Origin of the sequence: Microcoleus sp. PH2017_08_TRC_O_A, assembly GCF_020738665.1 — a bacterium.
In the GTDB taxonomy this organism is placed as follows: domain Bacteria; phylum Cyanobacteriota; class Cyanobacteriia; order Cyanobacteriales; family Microcoleaceae; genus Microcoleus.
Map to the genome: position 1 here is coordinate 18,882 of NZ_JAEQCE010000073.1, position 25,299 is coordinate 44,180.

Consider the following 25,299-nt stretch of genomic DNA (forward strand, 5'->3'; position numbering starts at 1 on the left):
GCATATGGTAGCTTACCAAGGACTGCCGATCAGGGTGAAACTACTCCAGTAGTAAGGATGAGAAAAATCTTGGTTTCTTTGTTTGATATTAGCTGGTAAATTCAACTTCCCTCCTGTTGTCACTAACTGTTGGTTTTTAATTCCAACTTGACGAGCAATCATTGCTTGTTGAGCAAGTTGCAGAGTTTCTGCCTTAGTTGTGCCTCCTCGAAGTTGGTAGTAAAATTCGCTCATCAGTCCCAAAGTGCCTCCATCGTCAACATACCACAAACTCCCTAGGGCAGATGCAGCGCCGGATTTGACCGCTAAACCTCCAAAACCTAACTCTGATTCGCGATCGCCCAAAGCAGTTGTACAAGCACTCAATACTAACAAGTCTACCTGCGGATTGCGCCAATTTAAACTTCCCATATCATTGAGTCGCAATTTAGAATTCCAGAGTTGAATGTAGGAATTACTCGCTTTTCCTGGTTGGAATTCCGCATGGGTTGCTAGGTGAACAATCCGAAATTCTCCCTTGGCGTGTTCGGAGTTGAGTGTATCTAAGGTGAAAGCTGAATTGAGGAAAAATGGCCCCTGCAACTTACCAGAAATCATCTGCAATTCTAGGGGGACGCTGGGTAATGGCTTTTTGTCCACAAATTCCGATCGTCCCATTGCTAGCACTCTGGTGCTATTAACCGATTTGTAATTAGTGTTAGTGGCACTAAAACTCGGAATTAGGCTGAAATTGTATTTTTGAATCAAGAAGCCTTTACCGTCGTGCAAAGCGGCAAAAGGTACACTCCGCAATCCCGGATCTACTGACAGCAATAAAGTCTTAATTCCTAACCTTTCTAAGTCTTTTTCTAGAGGTGCGATCGCCCATTTATACAGTTGCTGGGCGGAGGGTAGATAACTGGTAGTATTGCGTTTGGCGGGAGTGGTGATTTCATCCCGCAACTCTTTGACAACCGGGAAAAGAGCTGCTCTGTTGGCTTCCGGAACGCTGTAGTGAATCGATCGCCCTACGGGAGGAATTAAAATTAGTTCCAGTCGATCGACTCGCGAGACTATGTAGATAATACCAGACCGCTTGCCGGTTTGCTGTTCGATATTTCTTAATGTTTCTTGGAATGTCGGAACCAAGAGTTGTTCGTCTGGGAGGTTGCTTTTTATCCCCAGGTATGCTGCAAATTCTTGATTCCTCAGTCCTTCGACTCCCCAGACTATTTTCTGGATGTCGTTAGTTTCAAAAAGTCGATCGGGAGACGAGACATATCCCAGCGCTAAACGAGAATTAGAGTTGGCTGCTGGCGCTGATTCGTTGCTGCTTTGTGTTGGCTGTGATTCGCCCGAGGGCAAGTTACTGATGATACTAGAATCAAGTCTTAAAATGCGATCGTTAACAACACCGGAACTGTTTAGGCGTGGAATACTCCGGGGCTGCAAGTCTTCTGTTTCGGGGGTTGAGGGTGTAGCTGCCGGTGTGGGTGTAGCTGCCGGTGCGGACGATGCTGATGCTGCTGTTCCTACTGTGCTGCCACGTGCGATCGACAATGGGTTAGAATCGATCGCAGGTACTGCTGCTTCTGTTGTTGTCGGCGAAACTGTCGATCGATTTGTCGGCGCAATTCCTTCGGTTGTCGGCGAAACACTCGATCGATTTGTCGGCGCAATTCCTTCGGTTGTCGGCGAAACACTCGATCGATTTGTCGGCGCAATTCCTTCGGTTGTCGGCGAAACTGTCGATCGATTTGTCGGCGCAATTCCTTCGGTTGTCGGCGAAACTGTCGATCGATGAATGATGTCAGTTATGGGCGACGAAATTGTTGACCGATTTGTCGGCGGAATAAGACCCTCGATCTGCCCATTTGTCGGCGGAATATTTTCCGAGATTAGCCCATTTGTCGGCGGAATGATACCAGTGTTCGGCCCATTTGTCGGCGGAATGATACCAGTGTTCGGCCCATTTGTTGGCGGAATGATACCAGTGTTCGGCCCATTTGTCGGCGGAATGATACCAGTGTTCGGCCCATTTGTCGGCGGAATGATACCAGTGTTCGGCCCATTTGTCGGCGGAATGATACCAGTGTTTGGCCCATTTGTCGGCGGAATGATACCAGTGTTCGGCCCATTTGTTGGCGGAATGATGCCCGTGTTTGGCCCATTTGTTGGCGGAATGATGCCCGTGTTCGGCCCATTTGTTGGCGGAATGATGCCCGTGTTCGGCCCATTTGTTGGCGGAATGATGCCAGTGTTCGGCCCATTTGTCGGCGGAATGATGCCCGTGTTTGGCCCATTTGTCGGCGGAATGATGCCCGTGTTTGGCCTATTTGTTGGCGGAATTACTTCAGGTGTCGGCCCATTTGTCGGCGGAATGATGCCCGTGTTTGGCCCATTTGTTGGCGGAATTACTTCAGGTGTCGGCCCATTTGTCGGCGGAATTACTTCAGGTGTCGGCCCATTTGTCGGCGGAATTACTTCAGGTGTCGGCGGGATTGGCTGCCGATTTGTTGGCGCTGGATCTTTGCCGTCGTCAGTCAACAACACAATATTACCCACAATACTAGAACGCGGAAACGACTGCGATGTAATTCTAGATTGTCCAGTTGTAATTGCACCCGCCGTACCGTTAATAGTAGTATCTCCCACGACAAACGGTTGAATCGGTGGGCCTTGATCTCCACCAGCGTGCACAATTGTAATTTTGCCACCACCGGCGCCACCCGCAGTAGAAATACTAGCAAATCCTGTCGGCGAAAGTGCGGTGGAAAAACCACCTGTAGCGCGGAAAAAATTCCCCGTCGAAATAAACACATCGCCACCAGTGCCACGCGTACCGCCTTGGGCATTAATTGACTCTACTTGAAGATCGCCGATCGGATCTAAGAACACATTGCCACCATTTCCGGGTGTACCGAAGGAGGTAATTTTTCCCGCCGTAATTGAATTTAAAGCTTTAACGGTAATGTTCCCGCCAGTATTTCCCGCTGTATTCAAATCTCTAGCATTCACTTTTCCGGTAGGGCTCGAAAGCTCGATTGTCCCTCCATTTTGCCCGTTTGAAGCAGTGACATTTCCCAACAAATTGATATTTCCGGTGCTATTTACTTGCAAGCTTTGCGCGTTAATATTCGAGTTTGCTGTAACATCCGCAGCATTGGCTGTCAGATTTCCTAGGGCTGTGGTTGCGCCCACCGATCCATTAAAAGTGATGCTGCCGCTACCTGCTGCGAGATTTAGATTCCGGGCGCCATCTATACTGTCGATCGCACCCCCAAAGCCAATATTCCCGCCAGCAGTCTTGAATACAGCATCTTTCGTCAACCCGAGAGAACCGTTAATATTGATATTGCTGTTATTAGTGGTAACATTGCCACCCAACTTAGTATTTAAGGCAGTAACATTCAAACCTGTCAGTGGTGTTGTGTTTCCGATATTTCCTTGCAGCAGCACATTGCCTTTAGTAGCATTGATGTTCAAGCGCCGATCGCCATCGATCGCACCTGCGATACTAACATTACCGACGGCACTGCTGAGAGCGACATCATTGCCGAGTTTGACATTATTGCTGTTAAGAGCAATACTGCTGTTGTCATTTCCGGTAATATTGGCGTTAAGTGCGATCGTACCAGTTCCCGTTTGAATCGTGACTGGGGCGGTAAAAGTGAGATCGTTAGGAATGGTAATATTGCCACTACCATTCAATTTCCCGATCGCGATCGAGCTAAATCCCTTTTGAATCAAATTAATTTCTGATGCCGTCAAATCTAAAGCGGGAGTAGTGTTGTCGGTGCCACCAACCACAATATTTTGTCCTGCCTTTGTCGGTTGCAACGCTAGCGAGGCCGTACCAGAAACCTTATCGGAAAAATTAATTTCACTTGCTGTTAAATTCAGCGAGTTACTTCCTGCTGCTAAAGTCGAACCGAAAGCAATAGTTGCATCTCCCGGTGTAAAACTTACAGGAGCTTTTAGTGTCACCGGGCCTTGAAAACTGATGTTATCATTAGTTGTGGCGATATTGCCGCTAACCGCAACAGTTCCCGCCCCTTTTTGACTGAATGCACCGTCTAAATTCAGGTTTTTCTCAATATTGAGATTAACCTTATTGGTAATTGTGAGCGCCCCGTCATTGGTGGTTGTGACAATTCCTTTGAGATTAACATTGTCAGCAGCAATACCGAGATTGCCAGCTACGTCAACAGTCTTGTTGAAAGTAATATCGGTGCCTGCGAGAATCGGATTGTTGGCAATTGTCACTGCATCTGCATAAGTTTGACCGCCAGTTGTCGTAACACTGCCACCTAAAGATGTTTTGCTGTTGGCAGTTAAACTTGTCAGAGGAGTTGTTTTGCCGATCGCACTTGTGAAGGTAACATTACCGCTAGCCGCCTTCACCGTCAAATCGCTGCCACCATCAACAGTATTGTTAAAAGTTAATTCGCTACCTGACAGAATCGGATTATTGGCAATCGTGACTGCATCGTTATAGGTTTGAGGGTTAGTTGTAGTGACATTTCCCTTCACTTGAGTTGTGCCACCCGCATCTGTAGTCAAACTCGCGGCCTTGACTGTTTGATTAAATGCAGTTATTCCTTGAGAGTTAGCTTTCAGATTGCCGATCGCACTTGCAGCCCCAACTGCACCGCTGAATGTAATATTGCCACTACCCGAATTCACAGTCAAATCGCCAGTGCCGTCAACATTATTATTGAAAGTCACAGCGCTACCTGAGAGAATCGGATTGTTGGCAATTGTGACAGCATCTCCATAGGTTTGAGGGCCAGTTGTAATGACATTGCCCTTGAGTATAGTTGTACCAACCGCATTGGTAGTGACGCTGGCAGAACTGACAGTATTAAATGTGGTTGTACCTGTAGAGTTAGCTGTCAGATTGCCGATCGCACTTATAGTCCCAACTGCACCGCTAAATGTAATATTACCGCTACCCCCATTCACCGTCAAATTGCTGCTACCGTTCACAGTATCGTTGAAAGTAACGCCCGTGCCTGCGAGAATTGGATTGTTGGCAATCGTGACAGCATCTCCATAGGTTTGAGCGCCGGTGGTAGTCACATTGCCATTTAATTCAGTTTTGCCGCCAGCATTGGTAGTGAAACTGCTAGCAGTGACAGCATTAAATGTAGCCGTACCACCACTGTTGACAATAATATTTCCTAAGGGTACGGTATTACCTATAGCACCTTTCACCGCAATATTTACCGTACCTGTTTCTAAAGTGAGATTGCCACTGCCATCAATATTATCATTCAACAGAATCTTGCCACTTGCTGAATTTCCATTGCCGATCAAGACGCTATCTCCGACTAAGACATTACCCTTAATGGTGATATCTTGACCGGCGGTGGTAATATTTCCCTTCAGGTTATTAGTAGTAGCGTTGAGAGTAACTGAAGCATCATCAGTTCCCGAAATTGCTTGAGCTTTATTTACAAAAATTGTGCCTTGAGTATTGAAAGTCACAGGATCTTTGAAAACAGCAGGCAAATTGTCTACCGTGATATTGCCTGTTGTATTATTCGTTCCGATCGCAATTCCACTAAATCCATTAGCCAAGGAGGAGAAAAATTGTTTTCCTAAATCGATCGCCTTCGGATCGTCAGCAAGTGCATCCTGGAAGCGAATTCCGACATTAGGCGAAGACGGCGCAATTGACAAAGTACCCTTACCCTGTACGGAATCTGGGCCTCCCGAAAAGCTCATGTCATTACCGCTAATGCTAATATTTCCCGTACCGGACAATCCCCTAGCATCAATGATATTGATCCGAACTAGATTGGGTGTGGCGATCGCGATATCGCCACCCGCACCGTTCGTAGAACTAGAGTTCCAAACTACTCCGGGATCTGCTAAAATGTTGCCTGTTTTACCCGTGAGGGTAATTTTTCCACCATCGCCCGCCGTGGAACTTGAGTTAAGATTACCAGGAGTAATATTGTTCGCACTCAGTGCAATCGGGCCGCCACTTCCAGTAGTAGAACTGGTATCGATCGCCCCTGTGGAACTCCTCGTAATGTTACCATTGTTGCTCGTAAGCGCGATCGCCCGTCCGGGATTCGTAATATTGCCTGTAGTAATATCGCCAGTAGTGGTAATCGCGATCGGACTGGTACTGGTAACATTCTGAGAATTGACTATTGTCAGGGAACCCAAAGGCACAGTCCCCCCAACAGCCCCGTTAAGATTAATAATACCTGTTCCCGAAGTCAAAGTTAGCTTCCCATCGCCGTCAACAGTTCCCTTAAAATTAATGTCGCCTGCCTTCGTCAACCCAGTATCGAGAGTGACATTAGAACCCTGAACGAGAGACACTTTACCACCAAACGTAATATTCTGTTCGTTGGTGACAACATTTGCATTTAAGTTAGTAGTGGGAGCATCAAAACTAATTGAAGCATTATTTACACCTTTAATGTTGCCATTGACTGCAATTGTGCCGCTAGTTGTGGCGCTAGTTTGGGGAGATCGAAATGTAACCGGAAAATCAAAAGTAACAGCACTGGGGTCAGCAATTGCGATCGTCCCACTGCCGTCCGCCCGCCCGACAATCATTTGGGAAAATCCCTTGAAAGCTGCGAGTTCAGTAGTGCTGAGATTCAAATCAGCAGAATTACCGGCAGTGCCAACAGTAATACCTAAACTCGGAGTCAGAGGTTGCAACAGAATAGTACCGTTGCCTTTGACTTGAGACGTGGGTGAAACCGTAATTGCATCACTGGTCAAAGTAACATCATTACCGGTTCCCGCCGTCAGGTTGATGTTGCTATTATTCAGGTTAATTTCATTAGTACCGCTTGGCCCATTACCAGTCAGAGCAACATTTCCCACCGTCGATTTGAGCGCTCCATTATTCAGATAAATTGCCGCCGAACCGATTGCTGCCTTACCATTCAGATCGATACTTGCCTTCGTCGATTCTACTGCTGAATTACCCTCAACAATAATGCCATAATTTGTTTTATTGATACCAGTCCCCGCACCTGTGCCAGTCATGGCGATATTTCCACTCGCCGATCGCACGTTAGAATTAGCAACAGATATCCCGCTGTTATTGTCTGTGCCCGCACCAGCCGTACCGTTGAAAGAAATACTTCCGCTTCCAGTTGATTCAACTAACGATCCATTTAGAAGTGGTACCTCTGACGACGGCAGGTTTTCCATGCGAATACCGTGGTTACCAATTCCAGTGCCACCACCTGTCCCTGCGAAACTGATGTTTCCATTGTTTGATAGCACTTTGGCGGCGTTAATCAATATCCCGGAGTTATTGTTTTTGCCCGCACCGCCGGTACCGCTGAAACTAATACTTCCAATGCCTGTTGATTGCACTAAGGCCGCGTTGTCGATCGCAATACCGTAATTACTGCTTCCACTGCTGCCACCTTTTCCAACAAGACTGATATCTCCATCGAATGATTTAACGCTGCTATTGCTCTCAACAGATATCCCTCTATTGCTGCCATTAATCCCATTGCCGCCCGTACCAGTCAGGCCAACTTTTCCCGTCCCCGTTGATTCCACCACGGCATTACTCAAAATCAGAATGCCGTTACCAGATCCGCTGCCGTTACCAATCAGTGTAATCTCACCATTGGCTGAACTTATAGTAGGCCCGCGCAAAATTATCCCGTCACTATTGAGGCTGGTACCGCTAGTGCCAGTAAGGGTAATCTTTCCCGTTCCAGTAGTTACTAAAGTAGGTGTAATGGTTCCGCCAGATACCTGAAGGCCGACGTTGATTGCCGTGTTTCCTGCACTACTACCAGTGAGGTCAATATTCCCACCACCAGCATTAATCGTACCACCATTAATATTAATCCCATTTCCATTGACAGTATTCCCGCGGCCAATACCGGTAAAATTGCCACCATTTGTATTAATCGTCGCATTGGTAATGGTGACATTACCACCGGCGAGATTGTCGGTATCAGCATTCAGGGTGATATTGCCTCCCTGAGTTGTGATATTGTTGTTAACAAATATGCTATTACTGGCATTCAGAGTCAGGGAATTTTTATTAGCCCAAGCAATCGGAGCGCTAACTGTAATATCCCCTGCACTCGCACCAAGAGATGTAGTAGAAATAGTGACATTACCTAAACCCAATTGCGTTTGCAGCGTCCCGTTATTAATTGTAGCCGTAGGCGCAGCGATACCGGGAGTAAACACTCCTCCCCCGAATGCACCGGCTGCATCCGGAGCTGTGCTAATAGTAATATTAGTAGGATCTAACAATAAGGTTCCGGCACTGCCGACAGTCGATCGCAAATCCACCAACCCAGCGAAATCCAGCGATTGTTTTCCCGATACCTCCACAAACCCGCCATTCCCAGAAAACAAGCCACCTCGGGCAGTAATATTCCCATTAAAACGAGTAGTTTCATCAGCCCAAACGATCGCTCGCCCGCCATTACCGTTGCTAATCGCATCCACATTAATTGTCGAATCTGCACTCACAAACGTCCGCACAGCATTCGGCACAGTCCCCAAACCCTGAAAATCTCCGCCAATCAGTACATTCCCGCCGCCGTTAATACCCGAAGCATCGATGTTAGCCGCGATCGCGCCTACGCGATCGCCTAAAATGTTAACATTACCCCCAGTATTGCCAGAGACGTTGATACTGCCACTGGCGATCGCAGTTCCCGCCACAACAGGCACAGCCAAATTCCCCAGCACCACATCCCCATTCGGATTTACCGTCAAATTCGTTGCTTGTTCCTGGCCTTTTCCTGTCAGTAACTCCGGCAAAGATAACACCGGTTGCGTCCAATTATTCGGCAGCGAGTTTTGAGTTACTACTGGTTGAACATCCAAACTCAATAAATTACCAGCTTGAGAAATCCGCACCAAATTTTGACCGGGTACAGCCGTAATCAGAACACCGCCTCCTGGCGCGTTTAGCTGGCCGGTATTCACAACCGTCCCCCCCGTCAAACTTAAACTTTGACCGGGTGCCACCGTCAAATTCCCGGCATTTACAATGCTTCCTGCTTGCGGACTGGTAAAGGCAAAACTGTTTGGCTTCCCGATTAAGCTGGCCCAGTTGTTATTGCCGATCGCACTAAACCACTGATTGTTCCCAAAACCGATACCTGTCGCCGCCGTAGCGCTAAAAGAACCCGGTACGTTGAGACTCGCATTTTGTCCAAAAATTATCCCCGACGGATTCATCAAAAACAGATTGGAATTGCCGCCTGTCACTTGAATTAAGCCGTTGATTACAGAAGGATTTCCCCCGTTAATTCTTCCTAAGATATTTTGAATGTTGGGATTGGTTAAAAAGTTTGCCGTTCGCCATTGGGTGTCACGACTGTATTCGTGCCGTCTGGTGCGGGGGTGATGGGTTGCGCGGAAGCCGAGCCGGCCGCTGCATTGAGGCAGCCAAGTATGAATAACCATCCGAGCAAATTTAGTTTGTTGGCTGCCATTGTGGTTAAAGATCTGTGCTAAAAGTGCGATCGTATTTATCTTTCCCTATTCTGACTCATGAAGGTTCCTCCTGTCAATAGGATTTACGGTATTTTGCCTCGAAAAAATATAGCAAATCCGCAGGAAATCTATCTATTTAATTACCATAAATAATTGGTTTAAAGCCGGAACCCTTTTAAGGATAAATTAAAAGCAGACTATTCATTACTCCAATCCTCTTCTTTCCTTTGTCAAGTGCTATCAACTGTCAACTATCAACTGTCAACTATCAACTATCAACTGTCAACTGTCAACTGTCAACTGTCAACTGTCAACTGTCAACCTTGACGATTAGCAGTCAAAAATGCGTAAGTACCGATCGCCAGTGAAAGCAACTTGCTGCTAGTGCCAAACAACTCGCTCCAATTCCTACTCTGGACAGCGCCACAGCCGATTCCAGGGCGAGCAGCTTGCAGTCCGCTTCCAGGAGCAACTCACCCAACAGCCAAATTTTTCTGAGAAACTTTATAAGTTTGGGATGAGCTTTACCAAAATTTTACAAAAATTGACTAAAAAAATTTATATATTTTTGATGAAAGCTAATATTTGCAAGTCTTCCAGTCAATTTGAGACAGTTAGCGATACCAATAGATGTAGTAGCTTGTAAATCTATACTGAGTGAAAATCTGGCTGTGACAGATGAAAGTAGTCTGCCACTAGAGTGTCAGTGAAAACTCTTAAAACAAGCACTCATTGACTCAAAAAAACACCTAAGTGATATCAGTCCGTAGAGTCACTGCCGTAGAGTCTGTTTTGTCGGTTTGACGATCGCCCTTAATATCCGAGGGTCGCGATCGTCTATTCCTGTCTTGACAAGATAGCATTGACCAGCTTACTAACTAACAATATTGGAGGAATCAGGGTTATGACTACCTTAACGCTAGTCAAAAAAACATCTTTTACAGTCGCCAGCTTGGCAACCACAATCTTGCTCAGCATCTGCACGCCCGCCCGAGCTTTCATGTTTGGCAGCACTGGCATCCAGTTCGATCGAGATACCAATATCAACTTTACATTCGACCAATCTCACGGCGCTTACCAGTCTAGCTTGTGGGTAGCCCAAGCTCAGACAGGAGCCAATGGCTACAGCAACATCACCCGACTGTTTTACGAGTTCAAACCCTCAGATAACGGGAACGCCGATGAATGGAAAGGAACCTTCGGCAACTCCGTGGGATCGAACAACGGCTCCCCAACTCAAACCTTCACCTTTTTGCAGGATCAAGTTTATGCCCTGCTGCTCTGGAGTGACAGCGGCAGTGGCAAACAATTCGAGCAGTACGCCTCCAGCAGCACCTTCATGAACAGCCCCGAATGGTTTGCCGCCAACACCCAGTTTCGCAGAGATGACTGTGTGGTGGCCGGATGTCAGCAAGCCGTATTTGGCGAATTTGGGCTCAACCCCCGCTCCCCCGACTCATTTACAAGTATCAACGGCGGTAAAGGCCCAGAACAATATTCATCGCTCACAATGGCCCAACTGGCTCAGGGAAGCAAAATCTCCTTCGACGATGCCGGAGGAGGAAACGATCGCGACTTCCAAGACTTCACCGTCTCCGCCGAGCTAGCACCCGAGCCTGTGACAGTGTTCGGCACCATGCTGGGGATCGGGGCTTTGGCGGCGGCTCGCGGCAAAAAAAAGCGACAGCAGCAACCAAAAAAATGACTCTTAAGCATCCCCATACAAATCTAAATAGTGAGTCTGTTCAGTGGTACTCTGAGAAATAGCATTTCTAAATGTTAAGAGTTTTTCCACAACGGGAAAAATAGAATCCTAACAAAGGCACTATTCATGGTATCCACCGCAACAAAAACGAACGTAGGCTACATCACCCAAATCATCGGGCCAGTTGTAGACGTAAAATTCCCAGGCGGCAAACTGCCCCAAATCTATAACGCTATTACGATCGCCGGCAAAAACGAAGCAGGTCAAGACATTTCTGTTACCTGCGAAGTTCAGCAACTCCTCGGAGACAGCCAAGTGCGTGCAGTTTCCATGAGTACCACCGACGGCTTAATGCGCGGTATGGAAGTATTAGATACCGGGGAAGCGATCCAAGTTCCCGTCGGAATCCCGACTCTCGGCCGTATTTTTAACGTCATCGGCGAACCCGTAGACAACCTCGGCCCGGTCAATACTTCCGAAAGTATGCCCATCCACCGCCAGCCGCCGGCTTTCACCGAACTAGAAACCAAGCCTTCGGTGTTTGAAACAGGGATCAAGGTCATCGACCTCCTGGCTCCCTACCGTCGCGGTGGCAAAATCGGTTTGTTCGGCGGCGCAGGCGTCGGCAAAACCGTGATCATGATGGAACTCGTGAACAACATCGCCAAGGCTCACGGCGGCGTGTCCGTGTTTGGCGGTGTGGGCGAGCGCACCCGTGAAGGTAATGACCTTTACAAAGAAATGATCGAGTCTGGGGTTATTGACGAAAAAGACCGCAGCAAATCGAAAATTGCCCTAGTATACGGTCAAATGAACGAGCCACCAGGTGCTCGGATGCGCGTGGGCCTGTCGGCTCTAGCGATGGCCGAATACTTCCGCGATGTCAGCAAGCAAGACGTACTCTTGTTCATTGACAACATCTTCCGGTTCGTACAAGCGGGATCTGAGGTATCGGCTTTGTTGGGTCGGATGCCTTCGGCTGTGGGATATCAGCCGACTCTCGGTACAGACATGGGCGACTTGCAAGAACGGATTACTTCGACTACCGAAGGTTCGATTACTTCGGTTCAAGCTGTGTACGTACCTGCGGATGACTTCACTGATCCAGCGCCGGCTACGACTTTTGCTCACTTAGACGCTACAACTTTGTTGTCTCGCGGTTTGGCTGCGAAGGGTATTTATCCGGCTGTTGATCCCCTGGAATCTACCTCCACAATGTTGCAAATTAGCATTGTAGGCGAAGAACACTATGGTGTTGCGCGTCAGGTGCAGTCTATTTTGCAACGCTACAAGGAATTGCAAGATATTATTGCGATTTTGGGTTTGGACGAGCTGTCGGAAGATGACCGCTTGACTGTTTCTCGCGCTCGCAAAATTGAACGCTTCTTGTCTCAACCGTTCTTTGTAGCAGAAGTGTTCACCGGTTCCCCCGGTAAGTACGTCAAGTTGGCTGATACCATTAAGGGCTTCCAAATGATTTTGGGTGGCGAACTTGATGAGTTACCTGAACAAGCTTTCTATTTGGTTGGCGATATCAACGAAGCGATCGCCAAAGCTGAAAAAATGAAGGCTGACGCTAAGTAGAAAGTAGGGAATGGGTAATGGGTAATGGGTAATTGGTAATTGGTAATTGGTTATTGGTTATTGAAACTAACAAATAACCAATTACCTGTTTGGCCAATGCCCAATGCCCAATGCCCAATGCCCAATTCCCAATGCCCAATTCCCAATTCCCAATTCACTATTTATGACATTAACTGTGCGCGTAGTGGCCCCAGACAAAACTGTTTGGGATTCTAATGCTGAAGAAGTAATTCTGCCAAGCACGACAGGCCAATTGGGTATCTTGACCGGTCACGCTCCGATGTTGACTGCTTTGGATACCGGAGTGATGCGCGTCCGTCCTGGTAAGGAATGGGTGTCTATTGCTCTGATGGGCGGCTTTGCAGAAATCCAAGAAAACCAAGTAACTATCCTTGTCAACGGCGCTGAGAAAGGCGAAACGATTGATAAAGAAGCTGCTCGTACTGCTTACACCGAAGCAGAAGCTCGTTTGGAAAGCTCTGCTAGTGGCACTTTGCAAGAGCAAATTCAAGCTAAGCAAGCAATCAAACGCGCGAGAGCTCGTTTTCAAGCGGCCGGCGGCACGATTTAGATAGGACGTACGGTTGAAACCGCGCCTACAAAAACAAAGTCCGCCTCCGCGGACTGAAGAAAATAACGTAATGTTAACCGCCAGTTCTTCAACCCGCACTAGAAGGGTTTTGTTTGTATAGACGCGGTTGAAACCGCCCGGTGTTCTTGTATAGACGGCGGTTGAAACCGCCCGGTCTTCTAAACTCCGGCTTCGGACAAGAGAAATTGCATTGTTTCCCAAGATAGCCCTTGCTCGATATAGCGGGGGTTATTTGGATTGTAGGGACTATAGAGCCGATCGACACTAACAATCTTTGCTGTCTCCGGCAAAACTGGCACTTCTGGATCGCTCGCGGTCGATCGCACCAGGGAGCTAGAAAACCCTTTAAAAATAGCAATTTCGTCGAATTCGCCGTCTATTTCGGCCTTCACGATTAACACTTCGTGCGATCGGGCGATCGTGTATTGTTCCAAACGGCGAGCAATAGAGTCAGCCATAGCAAATCTCACATTCCTGAAATCTGCTATAATATAGCTTAATTTGGTCGCTAATTTCAGAGACAGCCAGCCAAAATTTTATATTTAATTCTACCTTTTTTAACACCCGGAAATCAGCGGACATAATATAAGTCAATACGCTTGGGTTAGCGAAGTATGTCATTGCGAGCTCTTAGCGAAGCAATCGCAAAGACTATGGTGCTTCTCAATGAATTTATCTGCGCGCAAAGCAATTAGATTGTTAACTGAACCGTATTGTAATATAAGTATTGTCAAAAACATCTGGAAAATATTACTCCTGCACAACCTACTTCGACGATATTTTATGAGCCACAAAAAGCCGAGGTTTCAATTATCGTTTTTGATTCAAAATATTAAACAGCATTTGGCTTGGAAATATTCGCTGCTATTTATACTATTTTTTTGCTTGAGTTTAACTGTAGCAAGTTGCAACTCCGATCTGATAAATAGCTTTACAGCAAAAAAAACAAACTCATTCTCAAACTTAACAAAAATAGTAAGAATCGGCCATCAGCCTTTCGGATCCCTGTTTTATCTCAAAGCTAAAGGATCTTTGGAAACCCGTTTAGCAAAAATGGGATGGTCTGTAGAATGGACGGAATTTGTCACAGGGCCACCAATTTTAAAAGCAATAGGACAAGGAAAAATCGATCTGGGTTATGCAGGAGTTACGCCGCCAATTTTTGCCCAATCAGAGGGCATACCTTTCGTTTATATTGCTAATGATTCAGCTTTACCTGGCAGCATTGGCATCATAGTTCCTGAAAATTCTCCTATTCGGACTCTCGCAGATCTTAAAGGCAAGAAAATAGCAGCCACTCGGAAAACATCAGCTCACTATTTGTTAATTCGGGCGTTAACTCAAGGCGGATTGAAGTTAAAAAATGCCGAATTAGTCGATTTGTCTCCGCCAAAAGCTCAGGAAGCATTTCTGAGAGGCGAAGTTGATGCTTGGGCGGTTTGGCAGCCGTTTTTAGCTAAGTTACAGGAAACCATGCCTGCTCATTTCCTGACTGATAGCGAGCAACTGATCAATGACAGAAACTTCTATTTGGCAAGTCGCTCTTTTGCTAGCGACTTTCCCGATATTGTTAAAACAGTCATGGGAGAAACGCGACAGATGGCTAATTGGATAACTAAAAATCCCGAGCGAGCAGTAGACTTTATTACCGCTCGAACCGGAATGAAAAAAACCACAGCTAGAAGTTTAACTAAAAGCCGTACCTACGATTTGTTACCAATTCAAGATAGGGCAGTTGAAGAACAACAACGCATTGCTGAAATTTTCTTTAGGTTGGGACTCCTGCCGGATCGAATTTGGATTGAAGATCGGATCTGGAAACAAAAATTAGATTTATAAAACCACAAGTTAGCCAAAGGTAACGATAAATTAAAGGTGGCGATTGTAGCAGCGCTACGAAAAATGAAATTAGGTGTATCCTAGAGAAAGAGAGTTAAAACTGTTAAGTAGCAGAATCAAATGTCCTCAATTGCCAATCAACTGCGTTATGGTTTTGTCTCGATTGTTGTGGCAAGCGTATTGATGGCAGGGAGTACGTTAGCTTACCTCAGCTTTCGGGGACAAATAGAACAGACAAAACAGCTTCAGTACGAGCGATCGCAAGCTGCGGCCGCCCAAATTAGCGCTTATCTGGATAACTTGCAGCGCCAACTCAATTATTTGTCAGAATTGCGTGGCCTAACAGAATTTAATACTGAAACTCAGCGCAGCATTCTTGAAGGATTAATCAATAGCAACAGCGCCTACGAAGTGGTGGGAATTTTAAACAGTAAAGGTCAAGTCGTACAAGTAATGTCGCCTTACGAATCATACTCTACATCTAGCTTAAGTTTAGCAGGTATTTCGGGAGATGCGCCTCTATTTTGGGAGACGTTTCGACAGGCTCAAAATTATGTTAGCTCGGTAGATGTCGATATGAAGACAACGGTTAATGTTGTTAATTTAGCCGTACCTATTCGTGACAGTAAAAATAAAATTGCTGGAGTATTATTTGCCAGAGTAAGTCTAAACTTTTTAATTCAAATTGCAGCCCGATCGCAAGTTGGAAAAACTGGATACAGCTATGTTATCGACAACCGCTCGGTGCTGATTTCGGAAACAGGAAACAAGGTTAATCCGTATTTACTCCCAGATTTGAAAGGGCGATCGTTTGTGGGAGAGTTATCGAAATTAGCTTTAGCTTCGGGAATGCAATCTCCGCTGGTTTATCGAGGCTGGCACGGGGAAGAAGTCATGGGAACGGGTGCGATCGTCCGCAGGGTACAGTGGATGGTGGTTGTAGAGCTACCTACAGCCGAAGCTTACGCTCCTGTGCGATCGCTCATCTACGTCATGGGTGCAGTTACCACCGTCAGCGCCCTCGCCGCCGTGGGCTTGGGAGTCGCTTTTGCGCGATCGCTCACAAATCCTTTAAAATCTCTAACATCCGCAGCTACTCAAATGACTAGCGGCATATTGGAAACTCGGGTAAATATTGCCTCATCTAACGAACTAGGAAAATTAGCTAATGCCTTCAACAGCATGGCCGGTCAATTGGAAGTATCTTTCACAAAATTAGAGCATCAAAATGCTCAATTGCAGCGACTTGACAAACTCAAAGACGAATTTTTAGCCAATACTTCTCACGAACTCCGCACCCCACTAAACGGCATTATCGGTTTAACAGAATCTTTGATCGATGGTGCTACAGGACAATTACCAGCACTGACTATTTCCAATCTAGAAATTATTGCATCTAGTGGCAGAAGACTGTCAAATCTCATCAACGACATTCTCGATTTCTCCAAGCTGAGACACAAAAATATTGAACTGCAAATCAAGCCCGTCGGCATTCGAGAAATTGTCGATATCGTAGTAACTCTTTCTCAACCTCTAATTGGCACAAAAAACTTGCAGTTGATTAATTCAGTCACTCCCGACATTCCCCTGGTGGATGCCGACGAAAATCGGGTGCAACAAATTCTTTACAACTTGATCGGCAATGCGATTAAATTTACCGACAATGGTACTGTAGAAATTTCGGCGAATGCGATCGGCTTGGAATCGCCGCAGTTGGCAAAAAAAGAAAGTTCAGTAACGAGCCAGCTTCTATCTTTAATTGTCAGGTCAAAACTGCAAATTACCGTATCCGATACGGGAATTGGCATTGCTGAAGATAAGTTAGAACGAATTTTTGAATCCTTTGAACAAGCAGACGGCTCCACTGCTAGAGAACACGGAGGAACTGGTTTAGGTTTGGCAGTTACAAAGCAGTTAGTCGAGCTGCACGGTGGCGAAATTCAAGTATCTTCAGAACTCGGTGTTGGTTCCCAGTTTACCTTTAGTTTGCCAATTTCTAAAAATCAATATCTCGATGACAAGCAGTTGCCAGCAACTGCTCGACATTCTTTAGTTTCGAGAACAGAAGAGCGCAAGTTGATAATTAATGAAGCTGCTCCACCAAATTTTAACAATAACAGTTCGAGTGCGATTAAATGTTCTTTGAAAAACAACAAAGTAAAAATTTTGATTGTAGATGACGAACCTGTAAATATTCAGGTATTAACTAACAATCTACTTCTTGAAAATTATACAATTGCCGAAGCTAGCAGCGGTAGAGAAGCTTTAGCTCTTATCGAGAGAGGCTACAAACCCGATCTAATATTGCTAGATATCATGATGCCACGGATGACTGGTTACGAAGTTTGCGATAAAGTCAGGGAGAAATTCACGGCTAGCGAATTGCCAATCGTCATGCTAACCGCGAAAAATCAAGTATCTGACTTAGTGCAAGGTTTCAATGCAGGAGCCAATGATTTTTTAACTAAACCTTTTCTCAAAAATGAATTGCTAGCTCGAATCAAAACTCACATCCGTCTCACAAAAATCAATGCAGCTTATGGTAGATTTGTGCCCCACGACTTTCTGCGATTTTTGGGACACGAAAGTATTGTTGATGTTCAACTAGGCGATCAAATCCAGAAAGAAATGACAGTTTTATTTTCTGATATTCGCTCCTTTACAACTATCTCCGAAGCTATGACTCCCCAAGAAAATTTTAATTTTCTCAACAGCTACCTCAGTCGAGTCAGTCCGGTAATTCGCGATCACAAAGGTTTCATTGATAAATATATTGGCGATGCGATTATGGCACTATTTCCTGAGTCGGCAGATGATGCTGTTCGCGCGGCAGTGGAAATGCAAAAACAAGTTATTCTTTTCAACGATCGCCGACAAACAAGGGATTACGCACCAATTACGATCGGTATTGGTTTGCACGCGGGCACTTTAATGCTGGGTACGATTGGCGAAGAAGAACGGATGGAGAGTACCGTGATTGCTGATGCGGTGAATCTCGCGTCTCGTTTGGAAGGATTGACTAAGGTTTACGGCTCTGGAATTCTCGTTACTGAATCAATTTTAGAGCGTTTGGGCGATCGATCGCAATATCTGTGCCGATTTGTCGATCGAGTCACCGTAAAAGGGAAAACATCTGCCGTGTCGGTGTTTGAAATTTATGATGCAGAAACAGAACAAAGCATTCAGCTAAAACAGGAAACTGCTGCTGTATTTCAACAAGGTATACAGCTTTATGTCGAGCAAAATTTTCCTAAAGCGCAAAAAATCTTTAAGAATATTTGCGAAACAAATCCTCAAGATAAGTTGGCAGCAATCTACTACCAGCGCTCTCTGAAACATCAAATGTATGGAGTTCCAGAAGGATGGTCGGGGATAGAATGTTTGGATGAAAAGTAGTAAAAGTAGCATCAATCTGAAGTCAGAAATTTTCAGGTCTTCATCGATTTTTCTGGAGCTAGTCTCAGTCATAATATATTCATACCGAAGCCTGAAGACCCAAAATGGGGAATTTCCCCGAAAATCCGCTGTAGAGTTCGCTAGATTTGACTTCATAATCGAATATAATGCGTAAAGCTATGCGAAAAAAAACCTGGTTTCTATAAAAAATCTCAGGTTTGACAGCGATTCAGGAAACAACCTAGAATCAGGCTGTTATTGTGTAACTTTTGTTCAACTACAACAAGGTTTACAATACTTAACAGTGGTGTAGCTTCCCTCCGAGTATAAACCGTGTCTTTTAATCTAAATTAATGTTATGTCAACTTTTTCTCTCAATCGCTTAGCTGCCAAACTTTCAGGAAAAACGACGCTGCAAACTGTACTCATAGTTCCGTTTGTCTTGCAAGTATTTGCGGCAGTGGGAATTGTGGGATATTTATCATTTAAGAACTCTCAAAAAGCCGTGAACGATCTTGCAGATCAGTTAATGGGGGAAGTGAGCAATCGCATTGAGCAAAATTTGATAACTTATTTGCAAACTCCGCACCAGATCAATCAAAGCAAGCTGGATGCACTGAAGTTGGGTTTTGTGAACATCAAAGACTTGCCAGCTTGGGAAAAGTATCTGTGGCGGCAAGTGCAATTATATCCTTATATCAATTTTACCTCATTCGCCAATCGCAATGGAGAATACCGCACTGGCGAAAAGATGTCGAATGGGACTTTGTTGATTAACGCCTCCGGCCCGTCTACCAAATTTAATTTTTATTCCTACAATACTAATGATAGTGGCGATCGCACAAAAATAGCAGCCACCATCAAAAACTTCGACATCCGACAGAACCCTTTATACAAAGATGCCTCTGTAGCAGGCAAAACCACTTGGAGTTCAGTGGATGTCTCCTCGCTAGAACCCACACTGCTCCTCAGCGCGCTGCAACCAGTTTACAACAACCAGAAACAGCTAGACGGAGTATTAATTACTGCTTTACGTCTGGACAGTATCAGTGAATTTTTAAACAGCCTCAAAATAGGCAAATCCGGTCAAACTTTTATTATCGAAAGAAAGGGAACGCTGCTGGCAACTTCCACCCCAGAAAAACCTTTCCGCAACAAAAACGGTAAAAAACAACAGTTTCAAGTCAAAGAAAGCAGCGATATCGTAACCCAGAGTACAGCTAAATACTTAGAAAGTCACTTTCAAGACTTGCAGCAAATTACCGAATCGAAACTAATCCATTTTGAAATCAACGGGAAGCAGCAATTTTTAAAAGTTATGCCATTCCAAGATGGCAAAGGTTTAGATTGGCTCATTGTCGTCGTCGTTCCAGAAGCCGATTTTATGGAACAAATAAATGCCGGCAATAGAACTACAATCTTGCTATGTCTGGCAGCTTTGGCTGTAGCTACTGCGATCGGAATTTGCACTTCTCGCTGGATTACCAAACCAATTTTAAAATTAAAAGATGCAGCAATAGATTTGTCTCAAGGACAATTTGACAGAACTGTCAAGCTCGATCGTTCCGACGAGTTGGGCGTGCTTGCTACTGCTTTTAACAGCATGGCAGCACAACTGCAAACATCTTTTAGTGCCTTAGAAACTAAAAATACCCAATTGCAGCAACTGGACAAACTGAAAGACGAATTCTTAGCCAATACTTCCCACGAACTCCGCACTCCCCTCAACGGCATTATTGGGATTGCAGAATCTTTGATAGACGGTGCTACCGGAAAACTGCCAGAAACGACCAATTTCAACTTAGCTTTGATTGCATCGTCAGGAAAAAGATTGGCTTCTTTAATAAACGATATCCTCGACTTTTCTCAGCTCAAACACAAAAGTCTTGAACTGCAAACTAAGTCAGTCAACCTCCGAGAAATCGTCTTTGTGATTCTCAAATTATGTCAGCCATTGGTAGGCACAAAAAAATTGCAATTGATTAACTCAGTTGCTCCGGAATTGCCACCAATAGCAGCCGACGAGAATCGTTTGGAGCAAATACTTTATAACTTAATCGGCAACGCGATTAAATTCACTGAAAGCGGCACAGTTGAGATTTCAGCAGCATTGATAACGAGCCATGAAGAATCATCACCTAATCCCCAATTGGCGATTACTGTATCCGACACAGGCATTGGCATCCCCGAAAATAAATTAGAGCAAATTTTTGAATCATTTGAACAAGCTGACGGTTCCACTGCTAGAGAATATGGTGGGACGGGTTTAGGGTTAACTGTTGCCAAGAAATTAGTGGAATTACACGGCGGTAAAATCTCGGTATCTTCAAGTGTAGGCGTAGGTTCCCAATTTATTTTTACTTTACCAGTCTCAGAGAGTCAGCCGGAAATTAACAGCAAACAGCCTGGTTTAACCGAGGGCGAGGAGATTTTGCTTGCTCCTGAATTAGACTCCGAATCATCTCTAGTAAATTCTACTATCTTAACCAAAAGGGACTTGATAGAAGAAGGTGAAAAAGTAAAAGTTTTAGTGGTCGATGATGAACCAATTAACATTCAGGTCATTATCAATAATCTCGCTCTGGAAAACTATGCGATCGCTCAAGCGATCAACGGCAGAGAAGCTTTAAATCTGATTGAATCAGGATTTAAGCCAGACTTGATTTTACTCGACGTAATGATGCCGCAGATGACTGGTTATGAAGTCTGTCGAGCAGTTCGCCAACAATACTCACCTTTAGAAATACCAATTCTGATGGTGACGGCCAAAAATCAAACGAGTGACTTGGTAGAAGCTTTTAACTCAGAAGCGAATGATTATATAACTAAACCTTTTATCAAAAAGGAATTGTTAGCCAGAATCAAGACGCAAATTAGTATGGCAAAACTGAATGCAGCTTACGGCAAGTTTGTGCCGCATGATTTTTTAGATTTGCTTGAAAGACCGAGTATTATTGAAGTCAAATTAGGCGACAATCAGGAAAAGAATATGACTGTACTTTTTGCTGATATTCGCTCTTTTACGGTACTTTCAGAACAGATGACACCAGCCGAAAACTTTGCATTTATTAATAGTTACTTGGGAAGGGTGAGTCCTGCAATCAGGGAAAACAACGGGTTTATCAACAAATATATTGGCGATGCAGTCATGGCTTTGTTTCCGACATCTCCATCAGATGGTGTGCGAGCAGCAATTGATATGCAAAAAGAATTGAGTATCTACAACGAGCAGCGAGAACAAAACGGCTTGTTGCCGATCGCGATCGGCATTGGTTTGCACGCGGGCAATTTGATGTTGGGTACAATTGGCGAGCGAGAACGGATGGAAAGTACCGTGATTTCTGATGCGGTGAATCTCGCGTCTCGTTTGGAAGGATTGACTAAGGTTTACGGCTCTGGAATTCTCGTTAGCGGTGAAATTATCGATCGCCTGGACGATTCAGAAACATACAACTACAGATTTGTCGATCGAGTAACGGTGAAAGGAAAGACAACTGCTGTGTCGGTATTTGAAATTTATGATGCAGAAACAGAACAAAGCATTCTCCTCAAACAGCAAACTGCGGAGATTTTTCAAGAAGCTCTCAATTTTTACTACCAGAAAAAATTTGTTGCTGCTCAAAAAGTATTTGAGAATATTTTAGAAATCAATCCTGAGGATCTGGTAGCAACGCTATATTTCAAGCGCTCTCGCAAGTATCGAATGTATGGAGTACCCGAGGGGTGGTCTGGGGTGGAAGACGGGGCGGAAAAGTAGGCAGCTTTTCTAAGGAAGGAGAATTAAATAACTTACAATTTTTATTGTTCTTGTGGGATGGGCGTCCCGCCCGTCTTTTCTGGACGGGCGGGACGCCCATCCCACAAATATGTGTAAATTATTTAATTCGCGCTCCTAAGGAAGAGGGTTCGCTTCGGCTTTGCTCTTCTGGTAAAAACAGGGATTCGGGAAGAAGACTTTAGTTGGGAGCATCTCAGTTTTGCAAGAAGCATTTTTTAAAGAGCGGACTGAAGTCCGTACTACGATCCTTTTTTGAGCGGGGACAGCACTATAATAAAAAATGCTTTTTTCAAAAATGAGATGCTCCCGAATCGATCGCATTGGTGTCAGCAATTAAAAACGTCCTCAGCATCGGGCGCGGTTGCTATAAAAGATAGGGCGCGCACGGCACGCCCTACTCTGTTTAAAATATGGTAGTACAAACTTTAAAATATAGTTGTACAAACGCCCAATTTATTCCAAGTTTTTGGGCCGACAATGCCATCAGCAGCGATTTTTTGTTGCTGTTGAAAACTGATGACTGCTTGTTGGGTTTTCGCGCCGAACGATCCATCAGTATCTAGGGAAGCTCCACTGACATTTAAAACTCGTTGGAGGTAGCGGACATCCTCATTTTGGGTGACAGCATCGTTGCGTTGGAGTAGGGGAAAATAACGGCAGGAAGGTAATTCAAGGCGAGTTGCGTTTGTGGTTTGCATGGTTGGATTCTCCATTTATTGTTTGCAAGTTGCGATCGACAAAGAAGTGCGGGCAAATGTTGGCAGTGATTTAACAAGGAGGTTCGCTAACGCAAGCGCCTAATTTCGTCCAAGTTTGCTGGCCAACAATGCCATCAACAGTAATCTTATTTTTCTTTTGAAAATTGATGACTGCTTGTTCGGTTTTGGCGCCGAAGAATCCATCAGTTGCTACGGGATATCCTTTTTTAACTAAGGATTGTTGGAGATAGCGCACGTCTTTATTGGCGGCAGGGCTGCTATCATTTCGTCGCAGTGTGGGCAAGGAAGAGCACATCGGTAATTGAGCGTGAATTTCGTTTGTGGTTTGCATGGTTTTATTGGGGATTAGTGGTTTGCAAGTTGTTTGAACCTGCTATTCCCTAGTTGTAGCTGTGGTGGAAAGTGCTTTAACAGTCGCTTTTTTCAGTGACGCTTGTTTGAGGTAGCTCAGATGAGTGACAGAAGAAACGAGGTTCGTTCAGTTGACAGTTGACAGTTGACAGTTGACAGTTGACAGTTGACAGTTGACCTGGGATAGCGACCTCTACCTAGAAGTCCGAGGATTGGAGTAATGAATCGTCTGATTTTAATTTCTACGCCAAAGAGAGAGGCTTTCAACCAATTCTTTAGCGTATTGAGATAGTGCTTGGTTATTTCATATAAAAAAATATTTTATATTGACGAAGATAATATCGGGATTTTTTGGTTCAAATTAGCTTAAGTATCGCTACTCGCAACTATTTTTTAATGACATATTCAAATACGAAAATCCCCAACTATTAAGATCTGGGGATTTTCTCGATATGGCGCACTTGAGCCAAGGTATGTAGTTGCGCTTCATCGCGCTCTTTCCTAATCTTATAAAGCAATACGGTTTACTTAACGCTTTTGATGAATTTCATCTGACGATTTTTGGATTATAAAGAGGTGAAGTAGATATTAAGAATATTTTACCACAGAGAACACAGAGAACACAGAGAGGGGAGGGATAAAAGGTTTTTTTACGACATCCAAAACCCTCGCAATACTCTGCGCCCTCTGCGCCCTCTGCGCCCTCTGTGGTTCAAAACTCTTCTCTTGATGGAGTGGATTGTATTTCAATACGGTTTACTTAATGCTTTTGATGAATTTAATCTGACGATTTTCTGGCAATATAGCCATTTTGGGCAAGTCAGATTTTTCTTAAGTCAACTGTATTGTCTTATAAAGAGCGCGCTGAAGCGCAACTACTTACCTAGTCAGTAAGGTTGAATAGACTTGCTGCACAAACAACCTATTTTTTTTCTGCTTCTTTTTCTGAAGGTGAAGGAGCTAGCAGACCGGAGATGGCGCCGATCGCATTACTGCCAATCACAACAAAAAGCGGAGGGATTTCCTTGCCCATGACAGAGAGTGTCATGCCAAAAGTAAGTGAAATCATAATCGATCCTGCTAAACTGCCAACAATTAGGCGGTAACAAAAGTTATCAGATTTATACATGATTAATTCAATTGCGAACGATAGTTGACTGCCAAAATTAATATTTATGTTGCAAAACAAATATAATTTGGCGATTTGATGCGATAAAGTTTAGATGCGCTGCTATCAATAGTCGAGTGTTCCCTCGCTCATCTGCCGTTGTCACAAACTTCTAGTATTGGTGCGGGAAATAAGCCCGCTGAATGCTCTATCAGTAATTGCCCAACAAGCTCCGCTGGCATTCAACCATCGCTGAAGTTAGCGGATATTTTCATTTTGGATAACGGCATAGTTTCAGGTAGTAAGTAACAATAACAGCCCCAACGTCATTTAATGTGAATTGCGTTTGTGCTTTGGATGGTTTTTTGATTTGACCTTGGTTGTTTGCGAGTTGCTAGACTTGCTATTCCCCAGTTGTAGCTGTGGGGAAAAGCGGTTTAACAGTCGCTTTTTCTAGTGACGCTTGTTTGAGGTAGCTTAGATGAGTGACACAAGAAAGGAAGTTGGCTAATATATTTTAATGGATGTAACAGATGGATGTTGAGAGTTGAGGGTTGAGGGTTGACTTAATTAGACATTCTATGAGGCCGCACTTAATTATGTAAAGTAGCAGGGAATAATTGTGTAGCGGAGATTTATATCATGAGGTACAATGCGTTAAATTGGGGAATTTGCGTATGTTTGACTCGGTGCTTTTTATTACATCACGCAGCCAGTATTGCTAATTTGCGCGGAATTCGCGATCGCCAATTAGCTGAAACTAATTACTAATTATGCTCAAATGCAACA

Annotated in this window: 12 protein-coding genes; 7 read left to right on the forward strand and 5 right to left on the reverse strand. The window is 44.7% G+C overall.

Features of this window, described 5'->3' with window-relative positions; all coding sequences use genetic code 11:
• Positions 1-12: 12 nt before the first annotated feature.
• A complete protein-coding gene (locus JGK22_RS23670; protein ID WP_293313882.1) occupies positions 13-9,408 on the reverse strand; it encodes a CHAT domain-containing protein in 9,396 nt (3,131 codons plus the stop codon).
• A gap of 934 nt (positions 9,409-10,342) precedes the next feature.
• Between JGK22_RS23670 and JGK22_RS23675 the strand changes: the two genes are divergently transcribed.
• From JGK22_RS23675 to atpC, 3 genes are all read left to right on the forward strand, one after another.
• Positions 10,343-11,143: a PEP-CTERM sorting domain-containing protein gene (locus tag JGK22_RS23675; RefSeq protein ID WP_293190619.1), complete on the forward strand. Its 801-nt coding sequence runs from the start codon at positions 10,343-10,345 to the stop codon at positions 11,141-11,143.
• A 126-nt stretch (positions 11,144-11,269) separates the two neighbouring features.
• Positions 11,270-12,727 carry a F0F1 ATP synthase subunit beta gene (gene atpD, locus JGK22_RS23680; RefSeq protein ID WP_293183033.1) on the forward strand — a complete coding sequence of 486 codons (1,458 nt, stop codon included), beginning with the start codon at positions 11,270-11,272 and terminating at the stop codon, positions 12,725-12,727.
• A gap of 163 nt (positions 12,728-12,890) precedes the next feature.
• Positions 12,891-13,298: an ATP synthase F1 subunit epsilon gene (gene atpC, locus JGK22_RS23685; protein WP_293151311.1), complete on the forward strand. Its 408-nt coding sequence runs from the start codon at positions 12,891-12,893 to the stop codon at positions 13,296-13,298.
• A 179-nt stretch (positions 13,299-13,477) separates the two neighbouring features.
• On the opposite strand, the gene JGK22_RS23690 is transcribed toward atpC, so the two are convergent.
• Positions 13,478-13,777, reverse strand: coding sequence for a hypothetical protein (locus JGK22_RS23690; protein ID WP_293151314.1), 300 nt, complete (start codon positions 13,775-13,777; stop codon positions 13,478-13,480).
• Positions 13,778-14,240: 463 nt separating this feature from the next.
• On the opposite strand from JGK22_RS23690, the gene JGK22_RS23695 reads away from it, so the two are divergent.
• From JGK22_RS23695 to JGK22_RS23705, 3 genes are all read left to right on the forward strand, one after another.
• Positions 14,241-15,158 carry an aliphatic sulfonate ABC transporter substrate-binding protein gene (locus JGK22_RS23695; RefSeq protein WP_293183057.1) on the forward strand — a complete coding sequence of 306 codons (918 nt, stop codon included), beginning with the start codon at positions 14,241-14,243 and terminating at the stop codon, positions 15,156-15,158.
• A gap of 120 nt (positions 15,159-15,278) precedes the next feature.
• Complete coding sequence (locus JGK22_RS23700) at positions 15,279-18,554, forward strand: response regulator (RefSeq protein WP_293204741.1); 3,276 nt, start codon at positions 15,279-15,281, stop codon at positions 18,552-18,554.
• Between the two features lie 358 nt (positions 18,555-18,912).
• Entirely contained in the window at positions 18,913-22,311 is a 3,399-nt protein-coding gene (locus JGK22_RS23705) for an ATP-binding protein (RefSeq protein WP_293183025.1), read from the forward strand.
• A gap of 446 nt (positions 22,312-22,757) precedes the next feature.
• Here JGK22_RS23705 and JGK22_RS23710 read toward each other — a convergent pair whose 3' ends face one another.
• From JGK22_RS23710 to JGK22_RS23720, 3 genes are all read right to left on the reverse strand, one after another.
• Entirely contained in the window at positions 22,758-23,030 is a 273-nt protein-coding gene (locus JGK22_RS23710; RefSeq protein ID WP_293183023.1) for a peptidoglycan-binding domain-containing protein, read from the reverse strand.
• Between the two features lie 70 nt (positions 23,031-23,100).
• Positions 23,101-23,382, reverse strand: coding sequence for a peptidoglycan-binding domain-containing protein (locus tag JGK22_RS23715; protein ID WP_293183021.1), 282 nt, complete (start codon positions 23,380-23,382; stop codon positions 23,101-23,103).
• A 942-nt stretch (positions 23,383-24,324) separates the two neighbouring features.
• Positions 24,325-24,471 carry a hypothetical protein gene (locus JGK22_RS23720; protein WP_293183019.1) on the reverse strand — a complete coding sequence of 49 codons (147 nt, stop codon included), beginning with the start codon at positions 24,469-24,471 and terminating at the stop codon, positions 24,325-24,327.
• 681 nt (positions 24,472-25,152) lie between these two features.
• Between JGK22_RS23720 and JGK22_RS23725 the strand changes: the two genes are divergently transcribed.
• Positions 25,153-25,281: a hypothetical protein gene (locus tag JGK22_RS23725; RefSeq protein ID WP_293183017.1), complete on the forward strand. Its 129-nt coding sequence runs from the start codon at positions 25,153-25,155 to the stop codon at positions 25,279-25,281.
• The last annotated feature ends 18 nt before the right edge of the window (positions 25,282-25,299 follow it).

What these genes read in the sequence shown, in the direction of transcription:
- JGK22_RS23725 (WP_293183017.1), top strand. Translation starts at nt 25,153, where the DNA reads ATGAGGTACAATGCGTTAAATTGGGGAATTTGCGTATGTTTGACTCGG.
- JGK22_RS23675 (WP_293190619.1), top strand. Translation starts at nt 10,343, where the DNA reads ATGACTACCTTAACGCTAGTCAAAAAAACATCTTTTACAGTCGCCAGC.
- atpC (WP_293151311.1), top strand. Translation starts at nt 12,891, where the DNA reads ATGACATTAACTGTGCGCGTAGTGGCCCCAGACAAAACTGTTTGGGAT.
- JGK22_RS23720 (WP_293183019.1), bottom strand. Translation starts at nt 24,471, where the DNA reads ATGATTTCACTTACTTTTGGCATGACACTCTCTGTCATGGGCAAGGAA.
- JGK22_RS23715 (WP_293183021.1), bottom strand. Translation starts at nt 23,382, where the DNA reads ATGCAAACCACAAACGAAATTCACGCTCAATTACCGATGTGCTCTTCC.
- atpD (WP_293183033.1), top strand. Translation starts at nt 11,270, where the DNA reads ATGGTATCCACCGCAACAAAAACGAACGTAGGCTACATCACCCAAATC.
- JGK22_RS23710 (WP_293183023.1), bottom strand. Translation starts at nt 23,030, where the DNA reads ATGCAAACCACAAACGCAACTCGCCTTGAATTACCTTCCTGCCGTTAT.
- JGK22_RS23700 (WP_293204741.1), top strand. Translation starts at nt 15,279, where the DNA reads ATGTCCTCAATTGCCAATCAACTGCGTTATGGTTTTGTCTCGATTGTT.
- JGK22_RS23670 (WP_293313882.1), bottom strand. Translation starts at nt 9,408, where the DNA reads ATGGTTATTCATACTTGGCTGCCTCAATGCAGCGGCCGGCTCGGCTTC.
- JGK22_RS23705 (WP_293183025.1), top strand. Translation starts at nt 18,913, where the DNA reads ATGTCAACTTTTTCTCTCAATCGCTTAGCTGCCAAACTTTCAGGAAAA.
- JGK22_RS23690 (WP_293151314.1), bottom strand. Translation starts at nt 13,777, where the DNA reads ATGGCTGACTCTATTGCTCGCCGTTTGGAACAATACACGATCGCCCGA.